The sequence below is a fragment of the Sphingomonas sp. Leaf62 genome, from assembly GCF_001421915.1.
Taxonomy (GTDB): Bacteria; Pseudomonadota; Alphaproteobacteria; order Sphingomonadales; family Sphingomonadaceae; genus Sphingomonas.
The window spans coordinates 598,839-625,568 of sequence record NZ_LMLN01000028.1 but is presented as its reverse complement, the minus strand read 5'-3'; the positions used below and the strand labels follow the sequence as shown (position 1 = coordinate 625,568).

Annotated in this window: 16 protein-coding genes and 1 tRNA gene; 10 read left to right on the top strand and 7 right to left on the bottom strand. The window is 65.6% G+C overall.

Annotation, left to right across the window (positions count from 1 at the left end; all coding sequences use genetic code 11):
• The first annotated feature begins 22 nt into the window (after positions 1-22).
• Positions 23-1,642, top strand: a complete 1,620-nt coding sequence (locus tag ASE91_RS18975; protein WP_082454049.1) for a recombinase family protein — start codon at positions 23-25, stop codon at positions 1,640-1,642.
• On the opposite strand, the gene ASE91_RS14385 is transcribed toward ASE91_RS18975, so the two are convergent.
• From ASE91_RS14385 to ASE91_RS14360, 6 genes are all read right to left on the bottom strand, one after another.
• Positions 1,599-1,675, bottom strand: a tRNA-Met gene (locus ASE91_RS14385). The genes ASE91_RS18975 and ASE91_RS14385 overlap by 44 nt on opposite strands.
• A 50-nt stretch (positions 1,676-1,725) precedes the next feature.
• Complete coding sequence (locus tag ASE91_RS14380; RefSeq protein ID WP_443024544.1) at positions 1,726-2,211, bottom strand: 2'-5' RNA ligase family protein; 486 nt, start codon at positions 2,209-2,211, stop codon at positions 1,726-1,728.
• Between the two features lie 29 nt (positions 2,212-2,240).
• Entirely contained in the window at positions 2,241-4,166 is a 1,926-nt protein-coding gene (locus ASE91_RS14375) for a potassium transporter Kup (protein ID WP_443024543.1), read from the bottom strand.
• A 163-nt stretch (positions 4,167-4,329) separates the two neighbouring features.
• Positions 4,330-7,011 carry an exo-rhamnogalacturonan lyase family protein gene (locus ASE91_RS14370; RefSeq protein ID WP_056627127.1) on the bottom strand — a complete coding sequence of 894 codons (2,682 nt, stop codon included), beginning with the start codon at positions 7,009-7,011 and terminating at the stop codon, positions 4,330-4,332.
• Positions 7,012-7,028: 17 nt separating this feature from the next.
• Positions 7,029-7,715, bottom strand: coding sequence for a DUF6250 domain-containing protein (locus ASE91_RS14365; protein ID WP_056627126.1), 687 nt, complete (start codon positions 7,713-7,715; stop codon positions 7,029-7,031).
• On the bottom strand, positions 7,715-10,936 hold the full coding sequence (locus tag ASE91_RS14360; RefSeq protein WP_056627125.1) for a TonB-dependent receptor: 3,222 nt from the start codon (positions 10,934-10,936) through the stop codon (positions 7,715-7,717). Before ASE91_RS14360 ends, ASE91_RS14365 begins: the two co-directional genes overlap by 1 nt.
• A gap of 170 nt (positions 10,937-11,106) precedes the next feature.
• Between ASE91_RS14360 and ASE91_RS14355 the strand changes: the two genes are divergently transcribed.
• From ASE91_RS14355 to bglB, 6 genes are all read left to right on the top strand, one after another.
• On the top strand, positions 11,107-12,993 hold the full coding sequence (locus ASE91_RS14355) for a rhamnogalacturonan lyase (protein WP_235530494.1): 1,887 nt from the start codon (positions 11,107-11,109) through the stop codon (positions 12,991-12,993).
• Between the two features lie 14 nt (positions 12,994-13,007).
• Positions 13,008-14,189: a rhamnogalacturonan acetylesterase gene (locus ASE91_RS14350; protein ID WP_056627252.1), complete on the top strand. Its 1,182-nt coding sequence runs from the start codon at positions 13,008-13,010 to the stop codon at positions 14,187-14,189.
• Positions 14,189-15,676: a rhamnogalacturonidase gene (locus ASE91_RS14345; protein ID WP_443024546.1), complete on the top strand. Its 1,488-nt coding sequence runs from the start codon at positions 14,189-14,191 to the stop codon at positions 15,674-15,676. The genes ASE91_RS14350 and ASE91_RS14345 overlap by 1 nt, the downstream gene beginning before the upstream one ends.
• Positions 15,677-15,742: 66 nt before the next feature.
• Positions 15,743-16,057 (top strand): L-rhamnose mutarotase, encoded by a 315-nt coding sequence (locus ASE91_RS14340; protein WP_056627123.1) that lies wholly within the window; start codon positions 15,743-15,745, stop codon positions 16,055-16,057.
• Between the two features lie 5 nt (positions 16,058-16,062).
• Complete coding sequence (locus tag ASE91_RS14335) at positions 16,063-19,062, top strand: glycoside hydrolase family 35 protein (RefSeq protein ID WP_082454048.1); 3,000 nt, start codon at positions 16,063-16,065, stop codon at positions 19,060-19,062.
• Positions 19,063-19,195: 133 nt separating this feature from the next.
• Entirely contained in the window at positions 19,196-20,308 is a 1,113-nt protein-coding gene (gene bglB / locus ASE91_RS14330; RefSeq protein ID WP_056627122.1) for a beta-galactosidase BglB, read from the top strand.
• A gap of 251 nt (positions 20,309-20,559) precedes the next feature.
• On the opposite strand, the gene alaS is transcribed toward bglB, so the two are convergent.
• The gene (gene alaS / locus ASE91_RS14325) at positions 20,560-23,220 is read right to left on the bottom strand and encodes an alanine--tRNA ligase (protein WP_056627121.1); all 2,661 of its coding nucleotides are present in this window, start codon (positions 23,218-23,220) and stop codon (positions 20,560-20,562) included.
• 108 nt (positions 23,221-23,328) lie between these two features.
• Here alaS and ASE91_RS14320 point away from each other — a divergent pair, with 108 nt between their 5' ends.
• From ASE91_RS14320 to kynU, 3 genes are read left to right on the top strand one after another with little or no spacing between them, the layout of a single operon-like run.
• A complete protein-coding gene (locus ASE91_RS14320; RefSeq protein ID WP_056627120.1) occupies positions 23,329-24,675 on the top strand; it encodes a dicarboxylate/amino acid:cation symporter in 1,347 nt (448 codons plus the stop codon).
• Entirely contained in the window at positions 24,675-25,499 is an 825-nt protein-coding gene (locus tag ASE91_RS14315) for a tryptophan 2,3-dioxygenase (protein WP_056627119.1), read from the top strand. Before ASE91_RS14320 ends, ASE91_RS14315 begins: the two co-directional genes overlap by 1 nt.
• Positions 25,496-26,722 (top strand): kynureninase, encoded by a 1,227-nt coding sequence (gene kynU, locus ASE91_RS14310; RefSeq protein ID WP_082454032.1) that lies wholly within the window; start codon positions 25,496-25,498, stop codon positions 26,720-26,722. The genes ASE91_RS14315 and kynU overlap by 4 nt, the downstream gene beginning before the upstream one ends.
• Positions 26,723-26,730 lie beyond the last annotated feature (8 nt).

The window sequence follows — 26,730 nt, the reverse complement described above, 5'->3', positions numbered from 1 at the left end:
CCAATACACCTCGGAGTCGTCCATGCCCCGCTGCGTCATCTATGCCCGCTTCTCTTCCGAACTGCAGTCCATCCATTCCTGCGAAGATCAGGTCGCGCTCTGCAAGACACGAGCCGAGCGTGAAGGGTGGGAAGTCGTCGACGTCTACACCGACGTCGCAATCAGCGGCGCGTCCAACCGGCGCCCCGGCATGACGGCGATGCTCAGCGACGCTGCAAAGGGCGCTTTCGATATCGTCTGCGCCGAAGCTCTCGATCGCATAGCCCGCGATCAGGAAGATATCGCCGCGATCTACAAGCGTCTGACCTTCGCCGGCGTCGCCATCCACACGCTCAGCGACGGAAAGGTCGACGAGCTGCACATCGGCCTGAAGGGCACCATGTCGGCGCTCTACCTTAAGGATCTCGCAGAGAAGATCCGACGCGGTCAGCGTGGTTCGGTTGCCCGGTCCCGCATTCCCGGCGGGTTGACCTATGGCTATTCGATCGTGCGGGCCTTCGGCGAGGATGGGGAGCCGGTCCGCGGACTGCGCGAAATCGTCCCCGAGCAGGCCGCGGTCGTCCGCCGTGTGTATGACGAATTCCTAGCCGGCCGCAGCCCACGGCAGATTGCGATCAGCCTCAACGCTGACGGTTTCCCCTCACCACGCGGCAGCGTGTGGACGGCGTCGAGCATTCTGGGTTCACGCAGCCGGTCGGTCGGCATCCTTCACAATGCGATCTACGCGGGCCGCTTCGTCTACAATCGCGTCCAGATGAAACGCGATCCGGAAACCCGTCGAAGGGTTTCGCGGCCGAACCCCGCAGATGAGCGGATCTCGGCGCATATTCCGGAGCTGGCAATCATCAGCGCCGAGAGGTGGCAGGCGGCACAGGACGCTATCGCCAAACGTGCGGCTCAGCCCCTACCCCAGCGCAACCGCCCACGGCACCTGCTGTCGGGATTGGTCCGGTGCGGCAAATGCGGCGGCGGGTTCGCTGCCATTAACGCACGAAGGCTTGGCTGCTCTCGAACGCGCGAGGCCGGCACCTGCGACCAGCAGGGTACGCTTGCGCGCGCGGAGGTCGAGCGCCGTGTCCTGGCATGTCTGGTCGATCAGCTGCTGAGCCCGGAAGCGATTTCGTTGCTGGTGAAGACCTATCACGACGAGGTCGCCGCTGCGACCAGCGACCGGCGGCGGCGCACGGCTGCAATCGACAAGCGCATCGCCGAAGTCGACGTGGCACTCGGCCGGCTGGTGGGAGCGATCGAGACAGGCGCGGCCGACTTCCGAATGATCCGCGAAGCGCTGGTCGCGCGGCAGGCGGATAGAGAACGCCTTGTCCGCGAGCGCGCCGAGTTGGGTGCCATTGAAGTGATCGCGCTGAACCCGGCAATCGCCGAGGCCTACCGCCGCCGCGTGCGGGAGCTGGTGTACGCTGACGGCTCGGGCGCGCCCGAGCTTGTCGCCCGCCAGCTGCGCGAGCTGGTTGAGCAGGTGACGGTTAGGCAAACCAATTCCGGATGGTCGATCGACGTACTCACATCGCTCAGCAGTGCTGTCGATCTGGTCGAAGGTCGATCTCCCCCGGAAGGGAGCTTGGGAAGGTCTGTCGCGGTGGTAGCGAAGGAGGGATTTGAACCCCCGACCCCAGGATTATGATTCCCGTGCTCTAACCAACTGAGCTACTTCGCCCCGCCACTTCCCGTCGGGAGGCGGCCCTATACGAACGGGAATTGCCGCGGTCAAGCGAACATGTGGCGAGAAAATGCTTCCCAAGGGCCACCGCGATACCACCAGCTTGCCAAACCCGCGATTTTGACCGGTCGCTGACAAAATTCGGCGGACAAGGTCGCCATCAGGGCTTTGGCCTCGGCGGGCTCGACCTTGTTCTGGACGGTGACGTGCGGGCGCCATCCGCCCCGGTCCTGCGGTATCAACATCGAGCCGAAGGCATCGGCGAGATCGGCACGGATCGCTTCAAGATCGGGCGATTCGATACGATAGGCGACGCCGCGGCCCAGGCTCATCAACCCGCCGATCCTCGCAACCGGTGCCGCCTGCCCGCGTGTCGCCGCATTCAAGCGGCGTTTGAGTTCGGCACCCAGCTCCGGGGCCAGATGATGGAACATCGTGCAATGCGCCGCCAGCACGTTGCGCTCCGGCGGGAAATACGCCCGGCGCTGCCGCTCGAACCATGCTTGATCCTCGTTACCGAACACGGCCGTCACGATGATGGGAGCGGAAAGCGGCGCGTCTGTCAAATTTCGACCTGACTGCCCAGTTCGACCACGCGGTTAGTTGGCAAGCGGAAAAACTCCATAGCGCTTTCAGAGTTCTGCAGCATCCAGGCGAACAGCTTCTCCCGCCAAATCATCATCCCTGGCCGCGACGACGGCAACAGCGTCTGCCGGGCAAGGAAGAAGCTGGTGTCCATCATCCGGAAATCGCCGCCGCAGCACCCCACAACCTTCAAGGCCCCAGGAACGTCGGGATCCTGCATGAACCCGAATCTCAGGATCATGCGGTGAAAGCCCTGTCCAAGATCCTCGTTCTTGGTCCGTACTTCCGGATCGACATAGGGCGTATCGGCAATCTTGACCGTCAACAGGATGACCCGGTCGTGCAATACCTTGTTGTGTTTCAGATTGTGTAACAGCGCGTGCGGGACACCCTCGGGCGTCGACGTCATGAACACCGCCGTGCCTGGCACCCGCGTCGCCGAACTGGCTGCCGACTGGATGAAGACCTTGATCGGCATCGCGGATTCACGCATCCGCTCGATCATCAGCTTGCGTCCCTTGGCCCAGGTCGTAAGCAGGACGAAGACGACGATCCCGACCAGCAACGGGAACCAGCCACCATCGGGAACCTTCGTCAGGTTCGACGCGAAATAGGCGCCGTCGATACAGAGGAAGATCGCCATGAACGCCGCCACGGCGGCCACCGGCCAGTTCCAGACGCGCTTGACCAGCACCGCGATCATGCAGGTGCTGATGAACATCGTGCCAGTCACGGCAATGCCATAAGCCGCGGCGAGGTTCGACGATTCCTGAAACCCGAAGATCAGCAGCAGGACCATGATGAGCAACGCCCAATTCACGGCGGGAATGTAGATCTGACCTGCCGCATCCGCGCTGGTATGCTCGATACGAAGGCGGGGCATCAGGCCGAGTTGCACCGCCTGCTGCACTACCGAGAACGCACCGGTAATGACCGCCTGGCTGGCAATGATCGTGGCGAGCGTCGCGAGGATGACCAGCGGCAGACGGAAATCCTCCGACGCCATGAAGAAGAACGGGTTGGACGCGGCAGCGGGGTTTTCGAGCAGCAGCGCCCCCTGCCCCAGATAATTGACCATCAGCGCCGGAAACACGCAGTACAGCCACGCGATGGAAATCGGACGCCGCCCGAAATGGCCCATATCGGCGTACAGCGCCTCCGCCCCGGTCACCGACAGCACGACCGACCCCAGCGCCAGAAAGGCCATCACGCCGTCCTGCGCAAAGAAGCGGACCGCCCAGATCGGGTTCAGCGCCTGAATGATCTCCGGCCGGTCGAGGATGTTGATGACACCGAGGCCAATCAACGTCACGAAATAGGCGATCATGATCGGCCCAAAGAGCCGGCCGACTCCGGCCGTCCCCACCGCCTGCAACCAGAACAGAGCAATCATGATGACCACTGCGATCGGGATCACGAACGGGTCGAACCCGGCATTGACGGTCGCCAGACCCTCCACCGCCGACAGCACCGACACGGCTGGGGTAATCATGCAGTCGCCGAAGAACAGCGCGGTCGCCAGCACACCAAGGATGACGAGGCTGGACGTCCAGCGACCACCGCCCGTCTTGCGCTGGATCAGGGCAAGCAGCGCAAGGCTGCCACCCTCTCCGTTATTGTCGGCGCGCATGATGATGAAGACGTATTTCAACGTCACGATCAGCATCAGCGACCAGAATACCAGGCTGACGACGCCGAAGATATTGATCTGATCGACCGGCAGCCGGTGGTGACCGACAAAGGTCTCCTTCATCGCATAGAGCGGCGAGGTGCCGATATCGCCGTAGACAATGCCGAGCGCGCCGAGCGACAGCTTGGCGAGCGACTGCGACGGGCCGTGATGGCCCGGTCCCTCGGCGGGCAGGTCGGTGGCTTCGCTGGAAGCCTCTCGGGAAAATATCACGGGCGCGGGGACCGCGCCGAAGTGGCAACGAAGTTGGTCATGTAGACCGCGTCCCAATGGTTTGAGCGCGGGCCGGTAGCACGCGCACCACAGCCGCGCAACGTTCGGTGATGGGCGCGGTCACCTGCATGGCAGATGAACGACGTCACGCTCCAATTCCGCGCTACGGACGTATGCTGCCGATATCGATCGCCGCCGGTATCAACGCCAGATTTTCGATCGCGGCGAGCCCCCATTGCGATGCGGCATTGGTGCTGACGCCCGGCCATTCGACGACGCCACCGGACAGTTTGCGTCGGGGATCGCCCGGCCGTGTGCCAAGGCCAGCCTTGCCCGCGAAAAATTCGGTTGCCGCCCGTGTGGCGAGGCTCGCGTCACTCTCGGCCCACGCGGCGAAGGCGGTCAGTCGCGAATGCGCTTCGGCGAGATTTTCCGAACCCTTACGCGGTCCGAACCGCGCTTCGAACTCTGCGCGAGGGGCATTGTAATACCGGCAGTAGTCGAGCCACGCCTGGCGGTAGCGCGGCACGTCGAGCAGTTGCAGCAGCTCCGCATTGATCTCGACCGCCCCGAAGACCGCATTCAGATGCGATATCGATACCCTGTCACCGGGTCCGACGAAACGCCCGCTGGCGAGATCATACGGTGCGCTTCCCGAGATCCAGCCATTTTTCAGACGGCCGATGCTGTCCATGCCTGCGATCAGCCGGTCGCGCCATTGCCGATCACCGGTGCGTTCCCATTCGGTCAGCCACGCAGCAGCAAGCGAGCACCACACCGTCCCGAACGACATCTCGATCAGTCCCGCCGACAATGTCGGACGTTCGCCGCCTGGAACCTTTCGTCCGATCTCGACCGTGGCCAGCGTCCGGTCCGACGTCAGCAGGTCACGCATCAGGTCGCCGACCCGTTCGTCTGCCGTCAGATAATAAAAGATCCGCCGGTAGGCGGCGTTGCTGATACGCGGTTGTTTGGAACTGTCACTGAAGTGTTGCACGCCGTGGCGCGTTCCCATGCCGCGGAAACGCCCCAGGTGATAAACGTCGACTTCGCCAGTATGACGCGTCATTGCCTCCGCCAGTCGGTACGCCTGTCCGCCGCCGGTGCGTAGCGCCTGCATCCATAGCCACAGGTCCGGGGACAATTCGCTGTTCGCCCATGCGAAGCCGCCGATATCGTAGCGCCATTGATGCCGGTCGGCGTCATAACTGTGCATGACGTCGCCGTGGTTCCAGAAACCGTACCAATGCCGCCGATCGACTTCGCTCGCGTAGAAATCGACGAGATTGGTCAGCTGATCCTCGATGACGGTACGGTTGGGCGTCGAGCGATCGGGGAGGCTCCAATGGCCGAAGACCTTCGCCGCTTGCAGCCCGGCGGGATCGGCAACCAGTTGCGGGGGATCGGCGACAACCGATGCCAGCACCTTCAATCGCTCGGTCGGCGGAGTCGCTTCGAACGCCCACAGCATCAATTCGCTGGTGCGCGCGATCCCGGTGGCGCTGTCCCAGCCCGGCTCGTAATCTTCGTAGGTTACCGCCAAGCCTTCGTTCTGGGCATCGAAATTATCCATTCCCATCACGCCGCGATAGGGCCGCAGATCCATCGCCCCGGCGCGCGGCGACCAGAGCCACATCGTCAGGTCGGCGTTGTCGGCCGCAGCGTTCGTTATCGCGATCTCGGCTGGATGCCGTTGCCAAAACCAGCGCGCACCGATCGCGGCACCGCCCTGCGGCGAACCGACATAGGCGAGTCCGGGTGCCCGGCCGCCCTCCCCCGCATCGACCCAAGCGTGATCGGGGCCAGTGCGCTTGCGGAGCGCAAAACCCTGCCCCGAAAATTGGGTCAGCGACACGTCGCTCCATGCCGGAATCCGCTCGAGCAGATCGCCGACTGGCTTCGCCATCGCCGTTGCGGGCGGCGTCGCCCGCCCGGCGACCTGCGCAAGGCGGGTGGCCTCGCCCGGATCGCGCCGCAGCCCGGTCAGCGGTCGCACCGCCTCGACGAACATCGCCCCGTCGTCGAGCGCGATCCGGACATGCCGGTCGTGCAAGGGGGCTGCCATCGGCACCGCCGCGGTCAAGCCGATCCCCGACACGAACAACGCCGCCGGATCGACGTCATGGACGAAGCTATGGACGATCCGCAGCCCCTTCGACCCGGCATAGGCGTAGAGGCGCACGACGAACGGCAGGACACGCTGACCGGGACCGACGTGATACCCCTCGATCTTCACCACCGCGCGGACCGGCCCGCGTTGCTCGATGCGCACGTCGTCGATGCGTCCCTTTAGCGACAGGCGCGGCCCTTCGGGTGAACCCTGCCGCAGTTCGGCGACCAGTCCCGCGTCGCGCAGCACGGTCCGGTCGCCAACTGTGGCGCGGCGAACCAGCACGTCGCCGCTCCGGGCGATTTCCCAGCGATAGTCGCCGGTAGCGATGACGATCGTGTCAACCTGTTCCTCGACCCGAACGGGCAAGGCAGGTTGCGTCGCACGGCCGGGGCCGACAGCGACGGCCGCGCCCGGCATGACGTCGGCGGGCAAGGCATGGGCCGTCCATTTGACGCTGCCATCGGGCCAGCTTGCCGTAGTCCAGCTCTGCGCGGGCAACGGACGCCCGGCGTCGTCACGCACCGTCCATCCTTGCCGCGCCGAAACCCGCCCGCGCGGCCATGCCATGCCGAAGGTCTGGCCGACATGCGCGGCCGGTGCCGCTGCCTCTACCCAACCCGCGCGCGCTTCGACCGGTCGACGCCGATCGCTAGGCGCGGCGATGGCCGGCAGGCTGCGCAGCCCGGTCGCAAGCATGGTCGCGCCCAACAGGCCGCGGCGGGTGATCGGCATGGTCGTCTCTCCGATGATCAGGGCCGGGAAATCTTCAACCGGCGAATGCGCAAATGGCTTTGCGTCGTCCGGATCGCGAACCAGCCGCTGCGATAGGGATTGGGGTCGGTCATCGCGAAGAGCGAGCGGCCGTCGCGTTCCACCGCGATCCGGTTCCCGTCCGCGATCAGCGCGATCCGGGTCCAGCGATTGGGCTGCAACATGGCGGGCGGGTCGGCGCGATCATGTTCGGGCAGCAACGGCCGGTCGCCGGCGCGTCCGGTATAGCGGCGCATCCGCGTGGTCGTATTCCGGTTGCCGCCGATACCGACATAATAGGTGGTCAGCGTATCATAGTCCTCGAACCGGCCACTACGGCGTCGATCGAGGACCGCCTGATCGATCGCCGCCGGATCGGTCGCCATCCAGAAGGCGTTGAGGTCGCTCACCTGATCGTTCGGCCCGCCTGCCGACACCGCCATGGCATCGAACGTGATCCGCACGGGACCATCGAGACGTCGGGGATACCAGAGGGTCAGCCCGCGCGGTGTATCGATGTCGATCACGCCGCCGGGTAGAAACCGGACACGGGCCGAGGGCGATTCCGCTTCGGTGCGCCATGCGGGCGGCCCATCGTGAATATGGGCACAACCTGCGGTCGCCAGTGCCAACGCGAACAGTACCGGCCGGCCGCGATGTTCGATGACGCGGCCGGCCGATGGCATCACAGCTTGAACTGCGCACCGATGAAGATACGGCGACCGCTGTCGGTATATTCGATCGGCCGGGCGTCATCGATGTACGACCGGGACAGTTCGTTGGTCAGGTTCAGCGCCTCGAAGAACATGCTGTACTGCGGGGTGATGCGGAACTGGACCTTGGCGTCGACATAGGTTTCGCCACGACGATAGACCGGGTTGTTGGCGCTCGACGCATCGACCGCCGCGATCAGATAGTCGGTGCGCTTGTTGTAGCTGACGCGCGCGTTCAACCAGTCCTTGTCGTAGAAAATGCTGCCATTGTAGGTGAACTTCGACAGGCCGGGGAAGTCATCGATCGACTCCCCGGTCGCCTGGTTGGTCAGCGTGCTGTTCAGTGCGCGGCTGAAGGTGAAGTTGCCGTTGACGCCGAAGCCGTCGAGCGGTGCCGGCAGGAACGAGAACACCGTCGATGCGCTGAACTCGAACCCGTCGAGCTTCGCCCCGAAACCGTTCCTCGGCTGGCGCACAGTGTACAGCACGCCGTCGTTGAACAGGTCGACACCGGCGATGACCGACGCAGGCAGGATGAAGCTTTTGATATCCTTGTAATAATATCCCACGCTGACGACAGTATCGGCATTGGGATACCATGCGGCGTTCAGGTCGTACTGATCGGCGCGATAGGGCTTCAGCGCCGGATTGCCGGCCGAGCAGGTGTCTTCGCCCGCAATCGTGTCGGCGAGGTCGATCACGCAGTTGACCGCCGGCGACAGATCGCTCGGCCGCGGCCGCGCAAGATTCTTGGCATAGGTTGCGCGGACGAACAGGTTGGGCCGTACTTCGAGCGACAGGTTCGCGGCGGGCAACCAGTCGTGATAATCGTTGGACAGGGTGACTTCCTGCACCGCGACCGTCACGACCTCGATCACCGCCGGAATGCCGGGAACGCCGGTACCCGGCCGCACCCGGCTTTCGCGCCGCGTGTTGCTGCTGGTCGAATCGTCCTTGGTGTAGGTGTAGCGCATGCCGGCGTTGCCGGTCAGGTTCATGCCGAACACCTCGGTGCCAAAATTCGCGCGCAGATACCCGGCCACGATCTTTTCGCTGATAATGTAACCCGGGATCTGCGGCAGGCCATCGGCCTCACGCACCCGGCTCTGATTGAAGTTCGACAGGTCGTAGAACCGCGACAGGTTGGCGAAATCGAACAGTGGCTGGGCCAACCGCGGCGGGGCTCCGTCGATCCCCTTGATCCCGGTGAACAGCGGCGCGCCGCCGGTAAGGCCGCTGTTGGCCGCGAGGAACTGCTGATACTGCGCCGGGGTGAAGTAGGTGACGCCGGCCGCGGGGCCGGTGGCCGGCGGCGAGCCGATCACGGTCGAGAGCGACACGTTGTTGTTGTACTGGAACACTGCCGGACGCCCGACGATGCCCGCCGCCGGAACCGCGGTCACGGCCGGCGACAACAGCCTCCCGCCGCCCGCGCCATAGGACACGAGATCCTGGTTGCGATACTGCCCGCCGAATTTGATGCTCTTGAGGAAGCCCCAGTCGAGATCATAGTCGACGTCGAGCTTCAGCTGGTCCTCCGCCGAGTCCGCCTGACTCGGGCGATACTGCACCGACGGTCCGGACTGGACCAGCAACTGGCCATTGGCACCGCGGCGGGTGTTGTCGCCGTAGGAGCCGATGTCGGCGGGATCGAAATTGCTGGGAAACGTCACCACCGGCAGGCCGGCGTCGTTCCGGCGATCGAAGCTGATCCCCGACACGCCGGTCGTGATCGAAACCAGATTGGTTTCGTTGACCTGGCTGCCTTCCGACCGGGAGGCCAGGAAGATCATCTTCATCCGGTCGAGGTCCCATTTGAACCCGGTCTGGAGGTAGCGCGTGTTGCTGTCGAAGCTGAAATCGCGACGCTGGACGCCGACGATGTTGCTGGCTCCAGCCGAATTCGCGATCGCACCCGACCCGGTCGGGGTCACGCCGTTCAACGCGGACGTCCAGCTTGTCAGGATATGGTCCTCGGTCGTGACGAACGACTGGGTCGGGCGCGCCCGCGACGTGCCCCCGGCGGCATTGGCGGCGAGCGCCGCATCGAGATTGTAGCGGGTGAAGTCGCCGTTGCTGAGGGACAGGCCGGCACCGCTCAGACCACCGCCCATGTTCAGGCCGTAGTTGGTGTCGCGCAGATTCTGGTTGCGATAGTTCAGCTGAACCTGGCCCCAGGCCGAGAAATTATCGGCCAGCTGGACCTGCGCCTGAAAATCGACTGACGTCCGCGCGTCGGTACGCTCCTGATTGCGATAGCGCACCGAACCCGGTGACCAGTCGAAGAACTGGTCTTCGCAGGCAAGGCGGTTCGAGGTCGCGAGCGCGGCCGTCGTGCCGGTCGTGCCCGCGCAGCTCTCATAGGTGCCGAAATTGGCATAAGCGGGATTGGCGACCGTCTTTTCGGTCGAGCGATCGAAGTCGAAATACCGCTGCCAGTTGGTGTTGGCGACCGAATCGCCGCGCGTGTCGACGACACTGTGCGTGACGTTGAACAGCACGCCCAGCCGCCCGTCGAACAGGTCCGAGCGGCCCGCCGTCAGATTGAAGCGCGGACGCCATTTCTCGGTCAGGTTCAGCCGCTGCGCCTCGCCCTTGACGCTGAACAACGGTTTGGTGAGTTCGAGCGGACGGCGCGTCTCGACGCGCACGGTGCCGCCGATGCCGCCTTCAGTCAGGTCGACGGTATAGCCCTTGTACACGTCGATCGACTTGACCAGTTCGACCGCCAGTTCGCGAAAGTCGCCGCTGCGGCTGCCGTCGGGCGCCTGCTGGCTGACGCCGTTGATCTCGATACGGTTCAGGTCGGGTTCGACGCCGCGGATCGAGACTTTCGACCCTTCGCCGAAGTCGCGCTGAAGCTGGACGCCGGTGATGCGGGCCAGCGCCTCGCCGACGTTCTTGTCGGGGAAGCTGGCGATATCCTCCGCAACGATCGAATCGACGACGGTGTCGGCGTTCTTCTTGCGGGCGTTGGCGGACTGCAGCGAGGCGCGGGTGCCGGTGACGAGAATTTCGGCTTCCTGGTCGAGCGGATCGGTCGGCGAGGTGCGGACCTCATCAGTCGTCGTCGTGTTACCCGTTTTCGGTGCGACCTGCGCCAGTGCCGGTGCGCTGCCCAGTGCAACGATCAGCGCAAGCCCGGAAGCGGCACCGCGAAGCCGCATTCCACGGATGTTGGCGAACGACGTCATGCAAACCCCTCCTCATGTCTGGCACGGCGCGTTGGTGTTCCCCGTCGCCGATTAAATTCGCTTTGCTCGACATTGCGTACTGTCGAATGGACGGGTTGCAAAGCAGAATCTTCGCAATATGATATTTGTGTCCATATGGTGAGACAATATGGGTAGCGGGAGAGTGGGTTATGCGCGGATCGATCTTGGTCATGCTGGCGGTGCAGGTGGCGTCGGGCGCCATCGCCGTGTCGCCGGCGACGGCCGCAACACCCTCGCGGCAATACGAACGACTCGACAGAGGACTGGTCGCGGTCCCGGCGACGGGCGGCGGCAATCACGTGTCGTGGCGGCGGCTTGCCACCGATCGGCCGGGTGCAGCGTTCCGATTGCTGCGGGACGGCAAGGTGATCGCGGCCCGTGTAACCGGCGCTTCGAGCGTGCACGACCGCAGCGGGACTCCCGCTTCCCGCTATCGTCTCGAAGCGATCGGCAGGCGTGAACCGCCGGCGACCGCGGCGGTATGGGCCAAGGGCTATTGGTCGATCCCGCTCGACACGCCGGGTGAACGGGTGACCCCGACGGGTGAACGCTATGGCTATACCGCGAACGACGCCAGCGTCGGCGATCTGGATGGCGACGGACGCTACGAGATTATTCTGAAATGGGACCCGACCATTTCCAGGGACAACGCCTTTGGCGGCTATAGCGGGGAAACGTTGCTCGACGCCTATACGCTGGACGGCAAGCGGCTGTGGCGGATCGACCTTGGGCGCAACATCCGATCGGGCGCGCATTATACGCAGTTCATGGTGTATGACTTCGACGGCGATGGCCGCGCCGAGATCATGGTCAAGACCGGTGATGGCACGATCGACGGTACCGGCCGCGTGCTTGGCGACGCGAACGCAGACTGGCGGGCGAAGGACGGCGAGCTACCGCAAGCCGACCGGACCGGTGCCACGACCCTGCCCGACGGGCGGAAGGTCGCGCGGGTACAGGGGCGCATCCTGTCCGGGCCCGAATATCTGACCGTGTTCGAGGGGACGACCGGACGCGCGCTGGCGACGCAGCCCTATGCCCCGCCCCGCGGCAGTGACACGCCCGAAGGGCTGCAGGCACTGTGGGGTGATGGCTATGGCAACCGGTCCGACCGGTTTCTGGCGGGCGTCGCCTATCTCGACGGCACGCGGCCGAGCGGCATTTTCGGGCGTGGCTATTACGCCAGATCGACGGTCGCCGCATGGGACTGGCGCTACGGCAAGCTGACGCAGCGTTGGCTGTTCGACAGCGCCGCCCCCGGCAACGCGAAGTTCGGCGGACAGGGCAACCACAATCTATCCGTCGCGGATGTCGACGGCGATGGTCGCGACGAGATCATCTATGGTTCGATGGCGATCGACGACGATGGCAAGGGGCTGTGGAGCGCGGGGTTGGGGCATGGCGACACGATGCATGTCGGCGATCTCGATCCGACCCGGCCGGGGCTGGAGAAATTCGGCGTGCATGAAGAGGTGCCGCGTAATGGCGGGATCGGATCGGCCTTGCTTGACGCGCGGACCGGCGAAATCCTGTGGACAACACCCGCGACCAAGGACACCGGACGCGGGCTGTCGGCCGATATCGACCCGCGATATCCGGGCGAAGAGAACTGGAATTCCAGTACGCCGCACCTGTACACCGCCAAGGGGCAGATCATCCCTGGACCGAAGCCGAAGGTCGCCAATTTTGCGATCTGGTGGGATGGCGATGCGTTGCGCGAATTGCTCGATCGCAACCGGATCACGAAATGGGATTGGCAGGCGGGAACCGAGGTGCCGCTGATGATCGCCGAAGGGGCGACGTCGAACAACGGCACGAAATCGACGCCAGCGCTGTCGGCGGATATTCTCGGCGACTGGCGCGAGGAAGTGATCCTGCGCAGCGAGGATAATCGCGAGCTGCGGATCTATGCCACCCCCTTCCCGACCACGATCCGGCGGGCGACGTTGATGCACGATCCGATCTATCGGTTGGGCATCGCGTGGCAGAATACCGCCTATAACCAGCCACCGCATCCGTTGGTCGCCCCGAAGTGATTGCGGCGTTGGCGATGCTGCTCGCCGGACAGGCGGTGCCCGTGACCTACCGGCTCGGCGATGCCACGCCAAGGGGCGCAGAGATCCGGGTCGAGCGCGATCGACCCTATCGCGACGGATATGGGTATGAAGCCGGTGGCGGACGGCGGTTCTCGGTGACGGTGCCGGAAGGGAATTGGCGGGTCACGCTGACCATCGGCGACAAACGGGCGGCGACGACGACGGTCAAGGCAGAGGCGCGACGGCTGATGCTGGACCGGGTGGCGACGCGCGCCGGGCAGCGACTGGAACGCAGCTTCGTCGTCAATACGCGAACGGCGGCGCTGACGCCGCCGCCGGCCAACGCGCCGGGTGGTACGATGGTGCGCCTGAAGCCGCGCGAGATCGGTAGTCCGACCTGGGACGATCGGCTGACTCTGGAGCTGCTGGGTGACGCCGCCGTCCATACCGTGCGAATCGAACCGGTCGAGGTGCCGACGCTGTACCTTGTCGGCGATTCGACCGTCACCGATCAGCCGTCCGAACCGGCCGCAAGTTGGGGGCAGATGCTGCCCGCCTTTCTCGATGGGCAGGTCGCGGTGGCCAATCATGCCGAATCCGGTGAAACGCTCAAATCGTTCCTGACCGAATTGCGGCTCGACAAGGTGCTGTCGACGATCGGCAAGGGCGACTGGCTGTTGATCCAGTTCGGCCATAACGATCAGAAGGCGCAGTGGCCGCAGACCTATGTCGAGGCGGGAACGACCTATCGTGCCTATCTGAAGGCCTATATCGCCGAGGCCCGACGGCGTGGCGCGACACCGGTGCTGGTCACCAGTCCCGAACGACGCAATTTCGATGCGGCGGGACGGATACAGCCGTCGCTCGGCGACTATCCGGCGGCGGTGCGGGCGGTCGGTGCCGAAGAGGGGGTGGCAGTGATCGATCTGAACGCGGCCAGCATCGCGATCTACGAAGCACTGGGTCCGGCGGTCAGTCCGCAGGCGTTCAACGATGGTGGGGCGGACCGGACGCACCACAATAACTATGGCGCGTGGCTGTTGGCGCGGGCGGTCGCGGAAGGCATCCGGACCCTGCCCGGCATGGCGGCGCATGTGACATCGGCACGGTTCGATCCGGCACGACCGCCGCGGCCGGCGGCGGTGGCGATCGTCCCGAGTGCGGCGCGTAGCGACGTGCGGCCGGACGGCAATTGATCGACCGGCGCGCCATGTTGCTGGGGATGCTCGCCCTGCCCTTTCCCGCCCACGCCGCGCGGCGGTTCGACGTGCGGGCGTTCGGGGCGACGGGCGATGGACGCACGCTCGATACGGCGGCGGTGCAGCGCGCGATCGATGCGGCGGTGGGCGGCGGGACGGTCGTCGTTCCGGCAGGGCGATACCGGTGCTTTACGGTGCGATTGGCCAGCGACGTGACGCTGGTGCTGGAGCGGGGCGCGGTGATCGTCGCGGCCGATCCCGATCGCGACGCCGGGCACTATGCACTGCCCGAGGATCGCGGCGAGCAGTTGTATCAGGATTTCGGGCATAGCCATTGGCACAACAGCCTGATCGTCGGCGACGGCGTGAAGCGGGTCGCGATCCTCGGGCCGGGGACGATCGATGGCGAAGGTCTGACCCGCGACGGGCCGGGTGCGCGCTGGCGCAAGCAGGCGGGCGAACGGCCGCTGTCGATGCGGCAGATGACGGCCGAGGAGATTGCGCGGCTGGAACCCGATGCGGCGCGGATGGCCGGGTTGGGAAACAAGGCGATCGCGCTGGTCGATGCGCAGGACGTGCGGATCGAGGGGCTGACGATCGCGCGCGGCGGGCATTTCGCGATCCTTGCCACCGGCTGCAGCGGCATGGTGCTGCGCGACCTGAGCATCGATACCAATCGTGACGGGATCGACCTCGACGGCGTGCAGGACGTGCTGGTCGAGCGGTGCCGGGTGAACACGCCCAATGACGATGCCATTGTTCTGAAAAGCAGTTTTGCGCTGGGGCGGGCGATCGCGTGCAGCGACGTGACGGTGCGCGATTGCGTGGTGTCGGGCTATGATCCGGGAACGCTGATCGACGGCACGCGGGGGCGGACGCAGCAGCTGGCACCCGACCGCGACCGGGTGACCGGGCGGATCAAGCTGGGCACCGAGAGCAATGGCGGTTTCCGGCGCATTCGGATCGAGCGATGCCGGTTCGAGCGGTCGCGGGGGCTGGCGCTGGAGACGGTCGATGGCGGGGTGATCGAGGACGTGGTGGTCCGCGACCTGACCATGACCGAGGTCACCACCGCACCGCTGTTCCTGCGGATCGGCGACCGGCGGCGCGGGCCGGCGGGGACCGGGGTCGGCGCGATCCGCGGCGTGGTGATCGAGGGGCTGCGGGCGACGGGGATCGACCACCGGTTCGCGGCGACGCTGGCGGGGTTGCCGGGGTACCGAATCGAGGACGTAACCCTGCGCGATATCAGCCTTTCCTATCTGGGCGGGGGGCAGCCCGTGCCGCCGCCGCCGGAACTGGCCGACGCCTATCCCGAGCCGAGCATGTTCGGGCCGACCCCGGCATGGGGGCTGTGGTGCCGGCATGTGCGGGGGCTGACCGTTGAGGGGCTCGCCCTGACCACGGCGGGCGACGGACGGGCGGCGATCGGACTGGAGGATGTCGAGGGGGCGAAGTTGACGAAGGTGACACGTAGCGATTGACCCGAATCATCCGTCATTCTATATTTTGAATATAACGTTCACATAGTGAACATACAGGAGGGGCCGATGGCGCGCCACGCGTTTCGGATGCAGTTGAAGCCGGGGATGGCCGCCGAGTATCGTGCGCGCCACGACGCGATCTGGCCCGAATTGTCGGCGCTGCTGCGCGAGGCGGGGATTTCGGATTACTGGATCTTCCTCGACGAAGAGACCGGCGCGCTGTTCGCGACGCTGGAACTGGCCGAGGATAACCGGCGCGATACCCTGCCCCAGCATCCGATCATGCAGCGGTGGTGGGAGTCGATGGCGCCGCTGATGGACACGCAGGCCGACAACCGCCCGCTCGAATGGTCGCTCACCCCCATGTTCCACATGGCATGACCGGCATGTTCCGTAGCCTGCTCCTGTGTGGCGTTGCCGCGTCGATGTTGACGCCGGCGGTGGCGCAGACCGCGAAGCCGACCGCCAATCTCGCCGCGCCGGTCAAGAAATTCGGGCGCGTGTCGTATGATGCGCGGTCGCTGATGATCGATGGCAAGCGGCTCACCATCTGGTCGGCCGAGGTCCATGCGTTCCGTCTTCCCTCTCCCGATCTGTGGCGCGACGTGTTGCAGAAGATGAAGGCGAGCGGGTTCAACACCGTCGCCTTCTATTTCGACTGGGGGTTCCACAGTCCGAAGCGTGGACAGTACGACTTCAGCGGCATCCGCGACATCGACCGGCTGCTGACCATGGCGGCGGAGGAAGGGCTGTACGTCATCACCCGCGCCGGGCCGTATGTGAATGCCGAACTGACGCGCGGCGGCTTTCCCGGATGGTTGCAGAACCAGCGGGCGCGGGCGCGGACCGACGACCCCGATTACCTTGCCGCCGCCGACGAATGGCTTTCGCAGATCAACCCGATCATCGCCCGCCACCAGATCAACGGCGGCCCGAAGGGCGAAAAGGGCGGCACGGTAATCCTGCACCAGATCGAAAACGAATTGGCGCTGACCACCCCGGCACAGGGGCGGTATATGGATCACCTGTACGCCAAGGCGCGGGCGGACGGGATCACCGTGCCGCTGTTCCACAACGATCAGGGCCGCAACGGATATTGGGTACCGCGCGGGTCGAACGTGGCGAAGACGGTCGAGGGTTCGCCCGACCTGTATGCGTTCGACGGCTATCCCGGCGGTACCTGCACTGTCGGTGGCAAGGTGACGCGCGGGTCGGCGGCGCCCGACTGGGGCTTTTACGGTCCCGGCGGCGCGCGCGGCGGGGCTTCGGCCAGCCCGAACACGCCGGGCTTCGCGGCGGAGTTCGGCGGCGGCTGGTTCGATTACTGGGGGTCGAACGGCGGGTATGAATGCAATGCCCGCCAGCGGGGAAAGCGGTTCCAGCGGGTGTTCTATGGCACCAATCTGGCCAACGGCATCGCCATCCAGAGCTTCTATATGGGGTTCGGGGGCACGAGCTGGGGCTGGCTGCCGGCACCGGTCGTCTTCACCAGCTATGATTATGGCGCGGCGTTCAGCGAGACGCGCGAGGTGCGCGAGAAGGCCGAAGAGCTGAAATCGCTGGCGGGCATGATCGCGGCGGTGCCCGATCTGGCGGGGATGGTGCCGGCGGGGCCGGTGACGATCTCTTCGCCGAACATCCAGGTCTATCACAACAAGTCGCCCGAGACCGACGCGCGCTTCCTGCTGGTCACGCACAGTCCGTCGAACAAGACGACCGACGATCGCTTCACCATTACCGCCGACCTGCCCGACGGGCGCTATGCGCTGCCCGAAATGCGGCTGAACGGGTTCGATGCGAAGTGGCTGGTCGCGGGTGTCAATCTGGGCGGGCAGCGGCTGGTCTATGCGACGTCGGAATTGCAGTCGCACCTGCGGATCGATGGCGGCGATGTGATCTTGCTGTACGGGCGGGCGCAGGAGGCGGGCACGACGGTGCTGCGCTATAGCAGCGCGCCGACCGTTCGCGTCGTAGCGGGCGACGTCCGATCGGCGTTCGATACGGCGACGGGCGATTTGCGGCTCGATTATGCGCATGGCAGCCTCGCGCGCGTGCAGGTGTCGGGGGGCGGACGGCCGCCGATGACGCTGCTGATCGGCGACGAGGCCGAGGTCGCGAAATTCTGGAAGTCGGGCGACGTGCTGGTGCGCGGGCCGGCGCTGGTGCGGTCGGCGACGCTGCGTGGGTCGGCATTGGCGCTGACCGGCGACACGAAGGAAGCGACCCCGCTGGAGGTCTGGGCGCCCAAGGCGGCGCGATCGGTGACGTGGAATGGCGCGCGGGTCGCGACCGGTGTCGGGAGTACGGGGAGCGTCGTAGCCCGTAGCGCCCTGCCCGGTCCGGTGGCGGTGACGCTGCCGGTGCTGGCCGATTGGCGGATGGCACCCGGCACGCCCGAGGCGGAACCGGGCTTCGACGACCGTCAATGGCAGGCGATCGACAATCGCGGCTATGCCAGCATCACCGCGCGGCCCGACGGGCAGCCCAACATGCTGATGGACGCGTACGGCTTTCATGAGGGCGACGTGTGGTATCGCGGGCGCTTTACCGGGACGGCGGATGCCGAGCGGCTGCGGCTCTATTACGGGGCCGGCGGGTCGGGAATGGTGCAGGTGTTCCTCGACGGGAAGCTGATCGGGCAGGACGAACTGCCCGGCGGGTTGCCGCGACCGATCACGACGGGGACGGCGACGATCCCCCTGCCCGATGCGGCACGGACGCCGGGCGAGCATGTGCTGTCGGTGATGCTGCGGAACAACGGCCATAACTGGGACCTCGACGCCGACGATTTCCACAAGGAAGCGCGCGGGCTGGTGTCGGCATCGGTCGAGAAACAGGCCGGCCGGTCGTTCGCAATTCCCGTCGCGTGGAAGATCCAGGGGCGGCAGGGCGGCGAGGATATCGTCGATCCGGCGCGCGGCGTTCCGAACAATGGCGGGCAATATGGCGAGCGGATGGGATGGCACCTGCCCGGGTTCGACGATGCGCGCTGGGCGAAGGTCACGTTGCCGGCGACCACCGCGCTGGCAGGGACCAACTGGTATCGGACCAGTTTCGACCTGAACGTTCCGAAGGGGCAGGATGCGACCATCGGAGTGTCGTTCGGCGATGCCTCGCTTCCCCGGTCCCCGGTCGATTACCGGGTGTTGGTGTTCGTCAATGGCTGGCACATGGGGCAGTTCATCGCCCATGTCGGGCCGCAGCGAACCTTCGTCGTGCCCGAAGGGGTGCTGAACCATCGCGGGCGCAACGTGCTGTCGCTTGCCGTCACCAGCGATGGGGCGCCGGGCAACGCGCTGGAACAGGTGCGGCTGGTGACAATGCGCAACGTTCGCGGCGGGGTGCCGGTGCGGATGGTCGATGCACCGACGGTGCTGACGAAGTGACCCCCCACCCCTTTCCGTACCCCCGCGCAGGCGGGGGTCCAGAGCCGCAGGCGGCACGCTCGTGGCCCTGGGCTCCCGCCTGCGCGGGAGCACACCGAATTTTCAACGAAACAACCTTTCTTCCGGAGCAATCATGGCCGCGCTGACCCACGACATTCCCCGCCAACAGGTGACCGACGCCATCGCGCTGCTGATGGACAATCTGGTCAATATCAAGGACGAGACCGGCGAGTTTCTGCTCCACCTCGACGACGGGCGGATCATCGATACCAAGGGCTGGGCCGGGTGGGAATGGACGCATGGCGTCGGCCTGTTCGGCATGTGGCGCTATTATGAGCAGACCGGCGACAAGGCGGCGCTGGCGATCATCAAGCAATGGTTCGAGGATCGCTTTGCCGAAGGCACCCCGACCAAGAACATCAACACCGTCGCGCCGTTCATCACACTCGCCTATCTGTACGAGCATGAGCCTGACCCGCGCTATATCCCCTATCTGGATACGTGGGCGGAATGGCTGATGGCCCCGGACGGATTGCCCAAGACCGAAGAGGGCGGGTTCCAGCACATCGTCTATAACGACGAAAACCCGGGTGAGATGTGGGACGACACGCTGATGATGAGCGTGTTGCCGCTGGCCAAGATCGGGCTGTTGCTGGGCCGGCCATACTATGTCGAGGAGGCGAAGCGCCAGTTCCTCGTGCATATCAAATATCTGTTCGATAAAAAGACCGGGCTGTGGTTCCACGGCTGGGACTTTAACGGGCGGCACAATTTCGCCGAAGCGCTGTGGGCGCGGGGCAATTGCTGGGTCACGATCGCGATTCCGGAGATCATCGAGATTCTCGACCTGCCGGTCGGCGATGCGTTCCGTACCTTCCTGATCGATACGCTGGCGGCGCAGGTGAAGACGCTGGCCGAGACGCAGGACGAGAGCGGGTTGTGGCACACGCTGATCGTCGATCCGACCAGCTATCTGGAAGCGTCGGCGGCGGCGGGGTTCGCCTATGGCATCCTGAAGGCGGTCCGGAAGGGGTATCTGCCGCGCCACTATGAGGCGGTCGGGATCAAGGCGGTGCGCGGCGTGCTGGCCAATATCGATGCGACCGGCGAGTTGAAGCAGGTGAGCTTCGGGACGGCGATGGGGGATACGCAGCAATTCTACAAGGATATTGCGCTGACCTCGATGCCGTACGGGCAAAGTCTGGCGGTATGTGCGCTGGCGGAGTTTTTGCGGACGTATATTTGAGGGTTGCGATCCGCCGGTAGAGAATGTGCCCCCGCGGAGGCGGGGGTCCAAGGGTCGCGAGTGGTGCGCTGCTTGGCTCTGGATCCCGCCTGCGCGGGGATACATTTTGGGGAGGCTCGGCCCCTACCCTTACGAACTGCGTACGCCGGCGAAGGCCGGGGGCCAGTTGGGTGACCCTATCCGCATCTCGCAGGGGCCTTCCCAACCGGAGCCCGGCGTTCGCCGGCGTACGGTACCGTTTGTGGCTGGCGTCAGCCCGCCAGCAGCGCCTTGATCGCGTCGATCGCTTCGGCACTCTTCGACCCGTCGGGGCCACCGCCCTGCGCCATGTCGGGACGGCCGCCGCCGCCCTGCCCGCCGAGTGCCGCGACCGCTGCCTTGACCAGATCGACCGCGCTGACCCGGCCGACCAGATCGCTCGACACCCCGACGCCGACCGAGGCGCGACCGTCATTCACCGCGACCAGCGCCACGACGCCCGACGGCACGCGGGTGCGGGCTTCGTCGATCGTGCCGCGCAGCGCCTTCGCCTCCAACCCGTCGATGACCTGTCCCAGGAACGCGATGTCGCCGACCTGTTCGGGACCGGCGGGGGCGGCACCGGCACCGCCGCCCCCACTTGCTCCCGACAGGGCCAGCGCCTTCTTCGCGTCGGCGAGTTCGCGTTCGAGGCGGCGGCGATCCTCGACCAGCTGCGCGACGCGCGCCGGCACTTCGTCGGGGGTCGCCTTCAGCGCGGCCGCGGCTTCGCGCAGCTTCGCGTCGCGGTTGCCGAGCCATTGCCGCGCGGCTTCGCCGGTCAGCGCCTCGACCCGGCGGACGCCCGACGACACCGCGCCTTCCGACACGATCTTGAACAGGCCGATCTCGCCCAGCGCATTGACGTGCGTCCCGCCGCACAGCTCGATCGAATAGGTGCCGTCGGCGTCCTGCCCCATCGAGACGACACGGACCTCGTCGCCGTACTTCTCGCCGAACAGCGCCATCGCGCCCATCGCGATCGCGTCGTCGGGGGTCATCAACCGGGTGGTGACGCCACCATTGCCGCGCACCTGTGCGTTGACGTCGGCCTCGACCAGCGCCAGCGCATCCGCCGCGATCGGCGAGGGCTGCGAAAAGTCGAAGCGCAGCCGCTCGGGCGCGACCATCGATCCCTTCTGCGCGACATGGGCGCCGAGCCGCTCGCGCAGTGCCTCGTGCAGCAGATGCGTTGCCGAGTGGTTGGCGCGGATCTGCGCGCGGCGGGCGGTGTCGATGGTCAGCGCGACACTGTCGCCGACCTTGAGCGTCCCCGCCTCGATCGTCGCGACATGGGCGTGGAGCTTGCCCAATTGTTTGGCGGTGTCGGTGACGGTCGCCTTGAACCCGGCATCGGTCGCCATGGTCCCGGCATCGCCGACCTGACCGCCGCTTTCGGCGTAGAAGGGCGTCTGGTTGGTCAGGACCAGCACCTCGTCGCCGGCCGCTGCCGATTCGACGCGCGCGCCGTCGCGCACGATGGCGACGACCTGTCCCTCGCCAGCCTCCACCGAGTAGCCGATGAATTCGGTCGGACCGGCGGTTTCGAGGACGTCGAACCAGATTTCGTCGGATGCCTTGGCCCCCGAACCCTTCCATGCGGCGCGGGCGGCGCGCTTCTGTTCGGCCATCGCCGCATCGAACCCGGCGCGATCGACGGCATAGCCCTGCGCGCGCAGGGCATCCTCGGTCAGGTCATAGGGGAAACCGAACGTGTCGTAGAGCTTGAACGCGGTCTCACCGGCCAACGTCGCGCCATCGGCCATGCCGGCGGTCGCTTCGTCGAGGAGCTTCAGCCCCTTGTCGAGGGTGCGGCGGAACTGGGTTTCCTCTTGGCTGAGCGTCGCTTCGATCAGCGGCTGGGCGCGGACCAGTTCGGGATAGGCCGCGCCCATTTCGGACACGAGCGAGCCGACCAGACGGTGCATCAACGGGTCCTTGGCCCCCAGCAGATGCGCGTGGCGCATCGCGCGGCGCATGATGCGGCGCAGGACATAGCCGCGCCCGTCGGCGGCAGGCAGCACGCCATCGGCGATCAGGAAGCCGGATGCGCGCAGATGGTCGGCGATGACGCGGTGGCTGGCCTGCATCTCCCCTTCCGCACGGGTGCCGGTCAGTTCGCACGATGCGGCGATCAGCGCCTTGAAGGTGTCGGTGTCGTAATTGTCCGACACGCCCTGCATCACCGCCGCGATGCGCTCCAGCCCCATGCCGGTGTCGATCGACTTCTTGGGCAGGTCGCCGACGATCTCGTTCGCGTCCTGCTCGAACTGCATGAACACGAGGTTCCAGATCTCGACGAAGCGGTCGCCGTCCTCATCCGGCGAACCGGGAGGACCGCCGGGGATATGGTCGCCGTGATCGTAGAAGATTTCCGAACACGGTCCGCACGGGCCGCTGTCGCCCATCGCCCAGAAATTATCCTTGGTCGGGATGCGGATGATCCGGTGATCGGGCAGGCCGGCGATCTTCTTCCACAGGTCGAACGCTTCGTCGTCGGTGTGATAGACGGTCGCGGTCAGCTTGTCCGCCGGCAACCCCCAGTCGCGGGTCAGCAGCGTCCACGCGTTCAGGATCGCCTGTTCCTTGAAATAATCGCCGAACGAGAAATTGCCGAGCATTTCGAAGAAGGTGTGGTGCCGCGCGGTATAGCCGACATTGTCGAGGTCGTTATGCTTGCCGCCGGCGCGCACGCATTTCTGCGACGACGTGGCCGTCACATAGGGCCGCGTTTCGAGGCCGGTGAACACGTTCTTGAACGGCACCATGCCGGCGTTGACGAACATCAGCGTCGGGTCGTTCTGCGGAACGAGCGGCGCGGAAGCTACGCGGGCGTGGCCCGCCTTCTCGAAAAAATCGAGGAACGAGCGGCGAACATCGTTGGTCGAGGTCATTTCGGTTCGATACGCAGGCACGCGCCACTTGCCAAGGTGAGACAAGCACGGGGTTGACCCGGACGAAACATTCCCGTCCTTTCCCGTGCAAACGATCAGGGACGACGCATGGCCAAGCGGCTTACGACTTTCATTCTCATCGCGCTCGTCGGGGGCCTTGTGCTCGGCTGGGCGCTGAACGCCGCGCTGGACGATGGCGGCGGTGCCGGCACCGCGACGCTGAAGAATATCGCCTATTACCTGTCCGCCGTGACCACCGTGTTCCTGCGGCTCATCAAGATGATCATCGCGCCGCTGGTGTTTTCGACGCTGGTCGTCGGCATCGCGCATATGGGCGACAGTTCGTCGCTGGGTCGTGTCGGCTTGCGCTCGTTCGGCTGGTTCGTGATGGCGAGCTTCATCTCGCTGATGCTCGGGCTGTTGCTGGTCAATCTGTTGCAGCCGGGCGTGGGTCTGGGCCTGCCGGTTCCGCCGGTCACCGCCGCGTCCGGCGTCGACAAGCCGGCGTTCGATTTCGTGAAGTTCGTCGGCCATATCTTCCCCGCTTCGGGTATCGAGGCGATGGCGACCAACGAGATTTTGCAGATCGTCATCTTCTCGCTGTTCATCGGCGTCGCGCTGACCGCCGTTGGCGACAAGGGCAAGCCGCTGGTCCGCGCGCTGGAGGGCCTTGTCGCGGTGATGTTGCAGGTCACCGATTACGTCATGCGCTTCGCCCCGTTCGCGGTGTTCGCGGCGGTGACGGCAACGCTGGCCGAGCGGGGGCCGGGAATCATCGGCGACCTCGCCTATTTCATGGGCAGCTTCTATCTGGGCCTCGCGGCACTGTGGACAGTGCTGATCGGCATTGCCTTTGCCATCATCGGCCCGCGGGTGAAGATGCTGCTGCGCTATCTGCGCGACCCGATCCTGCTGGGCTTTTCGACCGCATCGTCGGAAGCGGCCTATCCGCGCACGCTGGAGGCGCTCGACCGGTTCGGGGTGCCCCCGCGCATCGCCAGCTTCGTGCTGCCGCTCGGCTATTCGTTCAACCTCGACGGGTCGATGATGTACATGACGTTCGCGTCGATCTTCATCGCGCAGGCCTATGGCATCGATCTGAGCTGGGGACAGATGTTCCTGATGCTGCTGGTGTTGATGATCACGTCGAAGGGGATTGCCGGGGTGCCACGCGCCAGCCTGGTGGTGATCGCCGCGACGCTGGGCATGTTCAATATCCCCGAAGCCGGACTGTTGCTGATCCTCGCCATCGACCATTTCCTCGACATGGGGCGCACCGCGACCAACGTCGTCGGCAATGCGATCGCCGCCAGCGTCATCGCGAAGTGGGAGGGCGGCTTCGACACGCCCGAATCGCCGGTGATCGAACCGCTGCCGACGCCGTCGGGGCATCCACGCAGCGACGTTCCCGACAGTTTCCGTGACATGGGCGGGCCACCGCCCGCCGGGCACTGATGGAAAGCCGCGAGGCGGATCGGCCCGCCCCGCCGGAGCGTGGGCCGACCTATACCAGCTATCTGCGGCTCGACACGTTGCTGACGTGTCAGACGCCGCTATCCGATACCCATGACGAGTTGCTGTTCATCGTCATCCATCAGGCGTCGGAGCTGTGGATCAAGCTGTGCCTGCACGAGCTGGAGGCAGCGCGGCAGGCGCTGATCGCCGACCGGCCGGGCATCGCGTTCAAGATGATGGCGCGCGTCGCCCGCGTGCAACAGCAGCTGATCCAGAGCTGGGAAGTGCTGGCGACGATCACGCCTGCCGATTATTCGGCGATGCGTGGGCAATTGGGCGGCAGTTCGGGGTTCCAGTCGATCCAGTACCGGCTGCTCGAATATATGCTGGGTGCCAAGAAGGCGGGGATGCTGGCGGCGCATGACGGCGACCCGGCGGCGCAGGCGGTGCTGACCGAGGCGCTGGCAAGAACCAGCCTGTATGACGAGGCGCTGCGGATGCTGGCGCGGCGGGGGTTCGACATTCCGGCAGACCGGCTGGAGCGGGATTTCACGCAAGCCTATGTCGCGTCGCCTGCGGTCGAGGCGGCGTGGCAGGCGGTGTATCGCGATCCCGATCGGTGGTGGGATCTGTACGAACTGGCCGAGAAGCTGGTCGACCTCGAATATCGCGTCCAGCTGTGGCGGTTCGGCCATCTGAAGACAATCGAACGCATCATCGGCTTCAAGCGCGGCACCGGCGGGACGGCGGGCGTCCCCTATCTGGCGAAGGTGATCGACGAGGTGTTCTTTCCCGAATTGCTGGCCGTGCGGGTGGCGTTGTGAGGTCGCTGGCGGAAGCGGAGGCGCTGGACGCCGCCGATCCGTTGGGCGGGTTTCGCGATCGGTTCGCGTTGCCCGAGGGGGTGATCTATCTCGACGGCAATTCGCTGGGTGCCCTGCCCCGGTCGACCCCGGCGCGGTTGCAAGCCGTGGCGGTCGAGGAGTGGGGCAACGGGCTGATCCGCAGCTGGAACGCGCATGACTGGGTCGGTGCGGGGCGGCGGGTCGGTGCGAAGATCGCGCCATTCATCGGCGCGCAACCCCATGAGGTGGTGGTCGCCGATTCGACCTCGGCCAATCTCTACAAATTGCTGGTGGCGGCGGTGAAGGCGCAGGGCGGCAGGCGGACGATCCTGTCCGAGCCGGGCAATTTTCCGACCGACCTGTATATGGCCGATGGGGCGGCGTGGAGTGTCGGCGACGGGCGGGTGAAGACGGTGGCGGTGGCCGATATCGTCGACGCGATCGACGACGATGTCGCAGTCGTGCTGTTGACGCATGTCCATTACAAGAGCGGCGCGATGCTCGACATGCGCGCGATCACGGCGGCGGCGCAGGCGAAGGGGGCGCTGGTGCTGTGGGATCTGAGCCATAGCGTGGGCGCGGTCCCGATCGATCTGAACGGCTGCAATGCCGATCTGGCGGTCGGCTGCGGCTATAAATATCTGAATGGCGGGCCGGGTGCGCCGGCATTCCTGTATGTCGCGCAGCAGCATCACGCGGTGCTGCGATCGCCGCTGTCGGGGTGGTTCGGCCATGCCGCGCCGTTCGAGTTCGGCGACGACTATGCCCCGGCGGCGGACATCGGCCGGTTCCAGTGCGGAACGCCGCCGATTCTGGGTATCGCCGCGCTGGAGGAAGGAATCGCACAGTTCGAGGGCGTCGATCGCGCGGCGTTGTTCGCCAAGGGGCAGGCGTTGGGGGATGCGTGTATCGCGCTGGTCGAGGCGCAGTGTCCGGAGATGGCGCTGGTGTCACCGCGCGATGCCGGGTCGCGGGGGAGCCATGTCTCGTTCCGGCACCGCCAAGCCTATGCGATCTGTCAGGCGCTGATCGATCGCGGGGTCATCGGCGACTTTCGTGCGCCGGACGTGCTGCGTCTGGGCTTCGCGCCGCTCTATATCGGGTTTGCCGATCTGTGGCGGGCGGTGGCGGTGCTGGCCGACCTGCTGCGCGACGGCAGTTGGGACCGGCCGCATTATCATGCGCGCAACGCGGTCACCTGACGGAACGA

What these genes read in the sequence shown, in the direction of transcription:
- ASE91_RS14360 (WP_056627125.1), bottom strand. Translation starts at nt 10,936, where the DNA reads ATGACGTCGTTCGCCAACATCCGTGGAATGCGGCTTCGCGGTGCCGCT.
- bglB (WP_056627122.1), top strand. Translation starts at nt 19,196, where the DNA reads ATGGCCGCGCTGACCCACGACATTCCCCGCCAACAGGTGACCGACGCC.
- ASE91_RS14335 (WP_082454048.1), top strand. Translation starts at nt 16,063, where the DNA reads ATGTTCCGTAGCCTGCTCCTGTGTGGCGTTGCCGCGTCGATGTTGACG.
- ASE91_RS14320 (WP_056627120.1), top strand. Translation starts at nt 23,329, where the DNA reads ATGGCCAAGCGGCTTACGACTTTCATTCTCATCGCGCTCGTCGGGGGC.
- ASE91_RS14355 (WP_235530494.1), top strand. Translation starts at nt 11,107, where the DNA reads ATGCGCGGATCGATCTTGGTCATGCTGGCGGTGCAGGTGGCGTCGGGC.
- ASE91_RS14340 (WP_056627123.1), top strand. Translation starts at nt 15,743, where the DNA reads ATGGCGCGCCACGCGTTTCGGATGCAGTTGAAGCCGGGGATGGCCGCC.
- alaS (WP_056627121.1), bottom strand. Translation starts at nt 23,220, where the DNA reads ATGACCTCGACCAACGATGTTCGCCGCTCGTTCCTCGATTTTTTCGAG.
- ASE91_RS14365 (WP_056627126.1), bottom strand. Translation starts at nt 7,715, where the DNA reads ATGCCATCGGCCGGCCGCGTCATCGAACATCGCGGCCGGCCGGTACTG.
- ASE91_RS14350 (WP_056627252.1), top strand. Translation starts at nt 13,008, where the DNA reads ATGCTGCTCGCCGGACAGGCGGTGCCCGTGACCTACCGGCTCGGCGAT.
- ASE91_RS14315 (WP_056627119.1), top strand. Translation starts at nt 24,675, where the DNA reads ATGGAAAGCCGCGAGGCGGATCGGCCCGCCCCGCCGGAGCGTGGGCCG.
- ASE91_RS18975 (WP_082454049.1), top strand. Translation starts at nt 23, where the DNA reads ATGCCCCGCTGCGTCATCTATGCCCGCTTCTCTTCCGAACTGCAGTCC.
- ASE91_RS14370 (WP_056627127.1), bottom strand. Translation starts at nt 7,011, where the DNA reads ATGCCGATCACCCGCCGCGGCCTGTTGGGCGCGACCATGCTTGCGACC.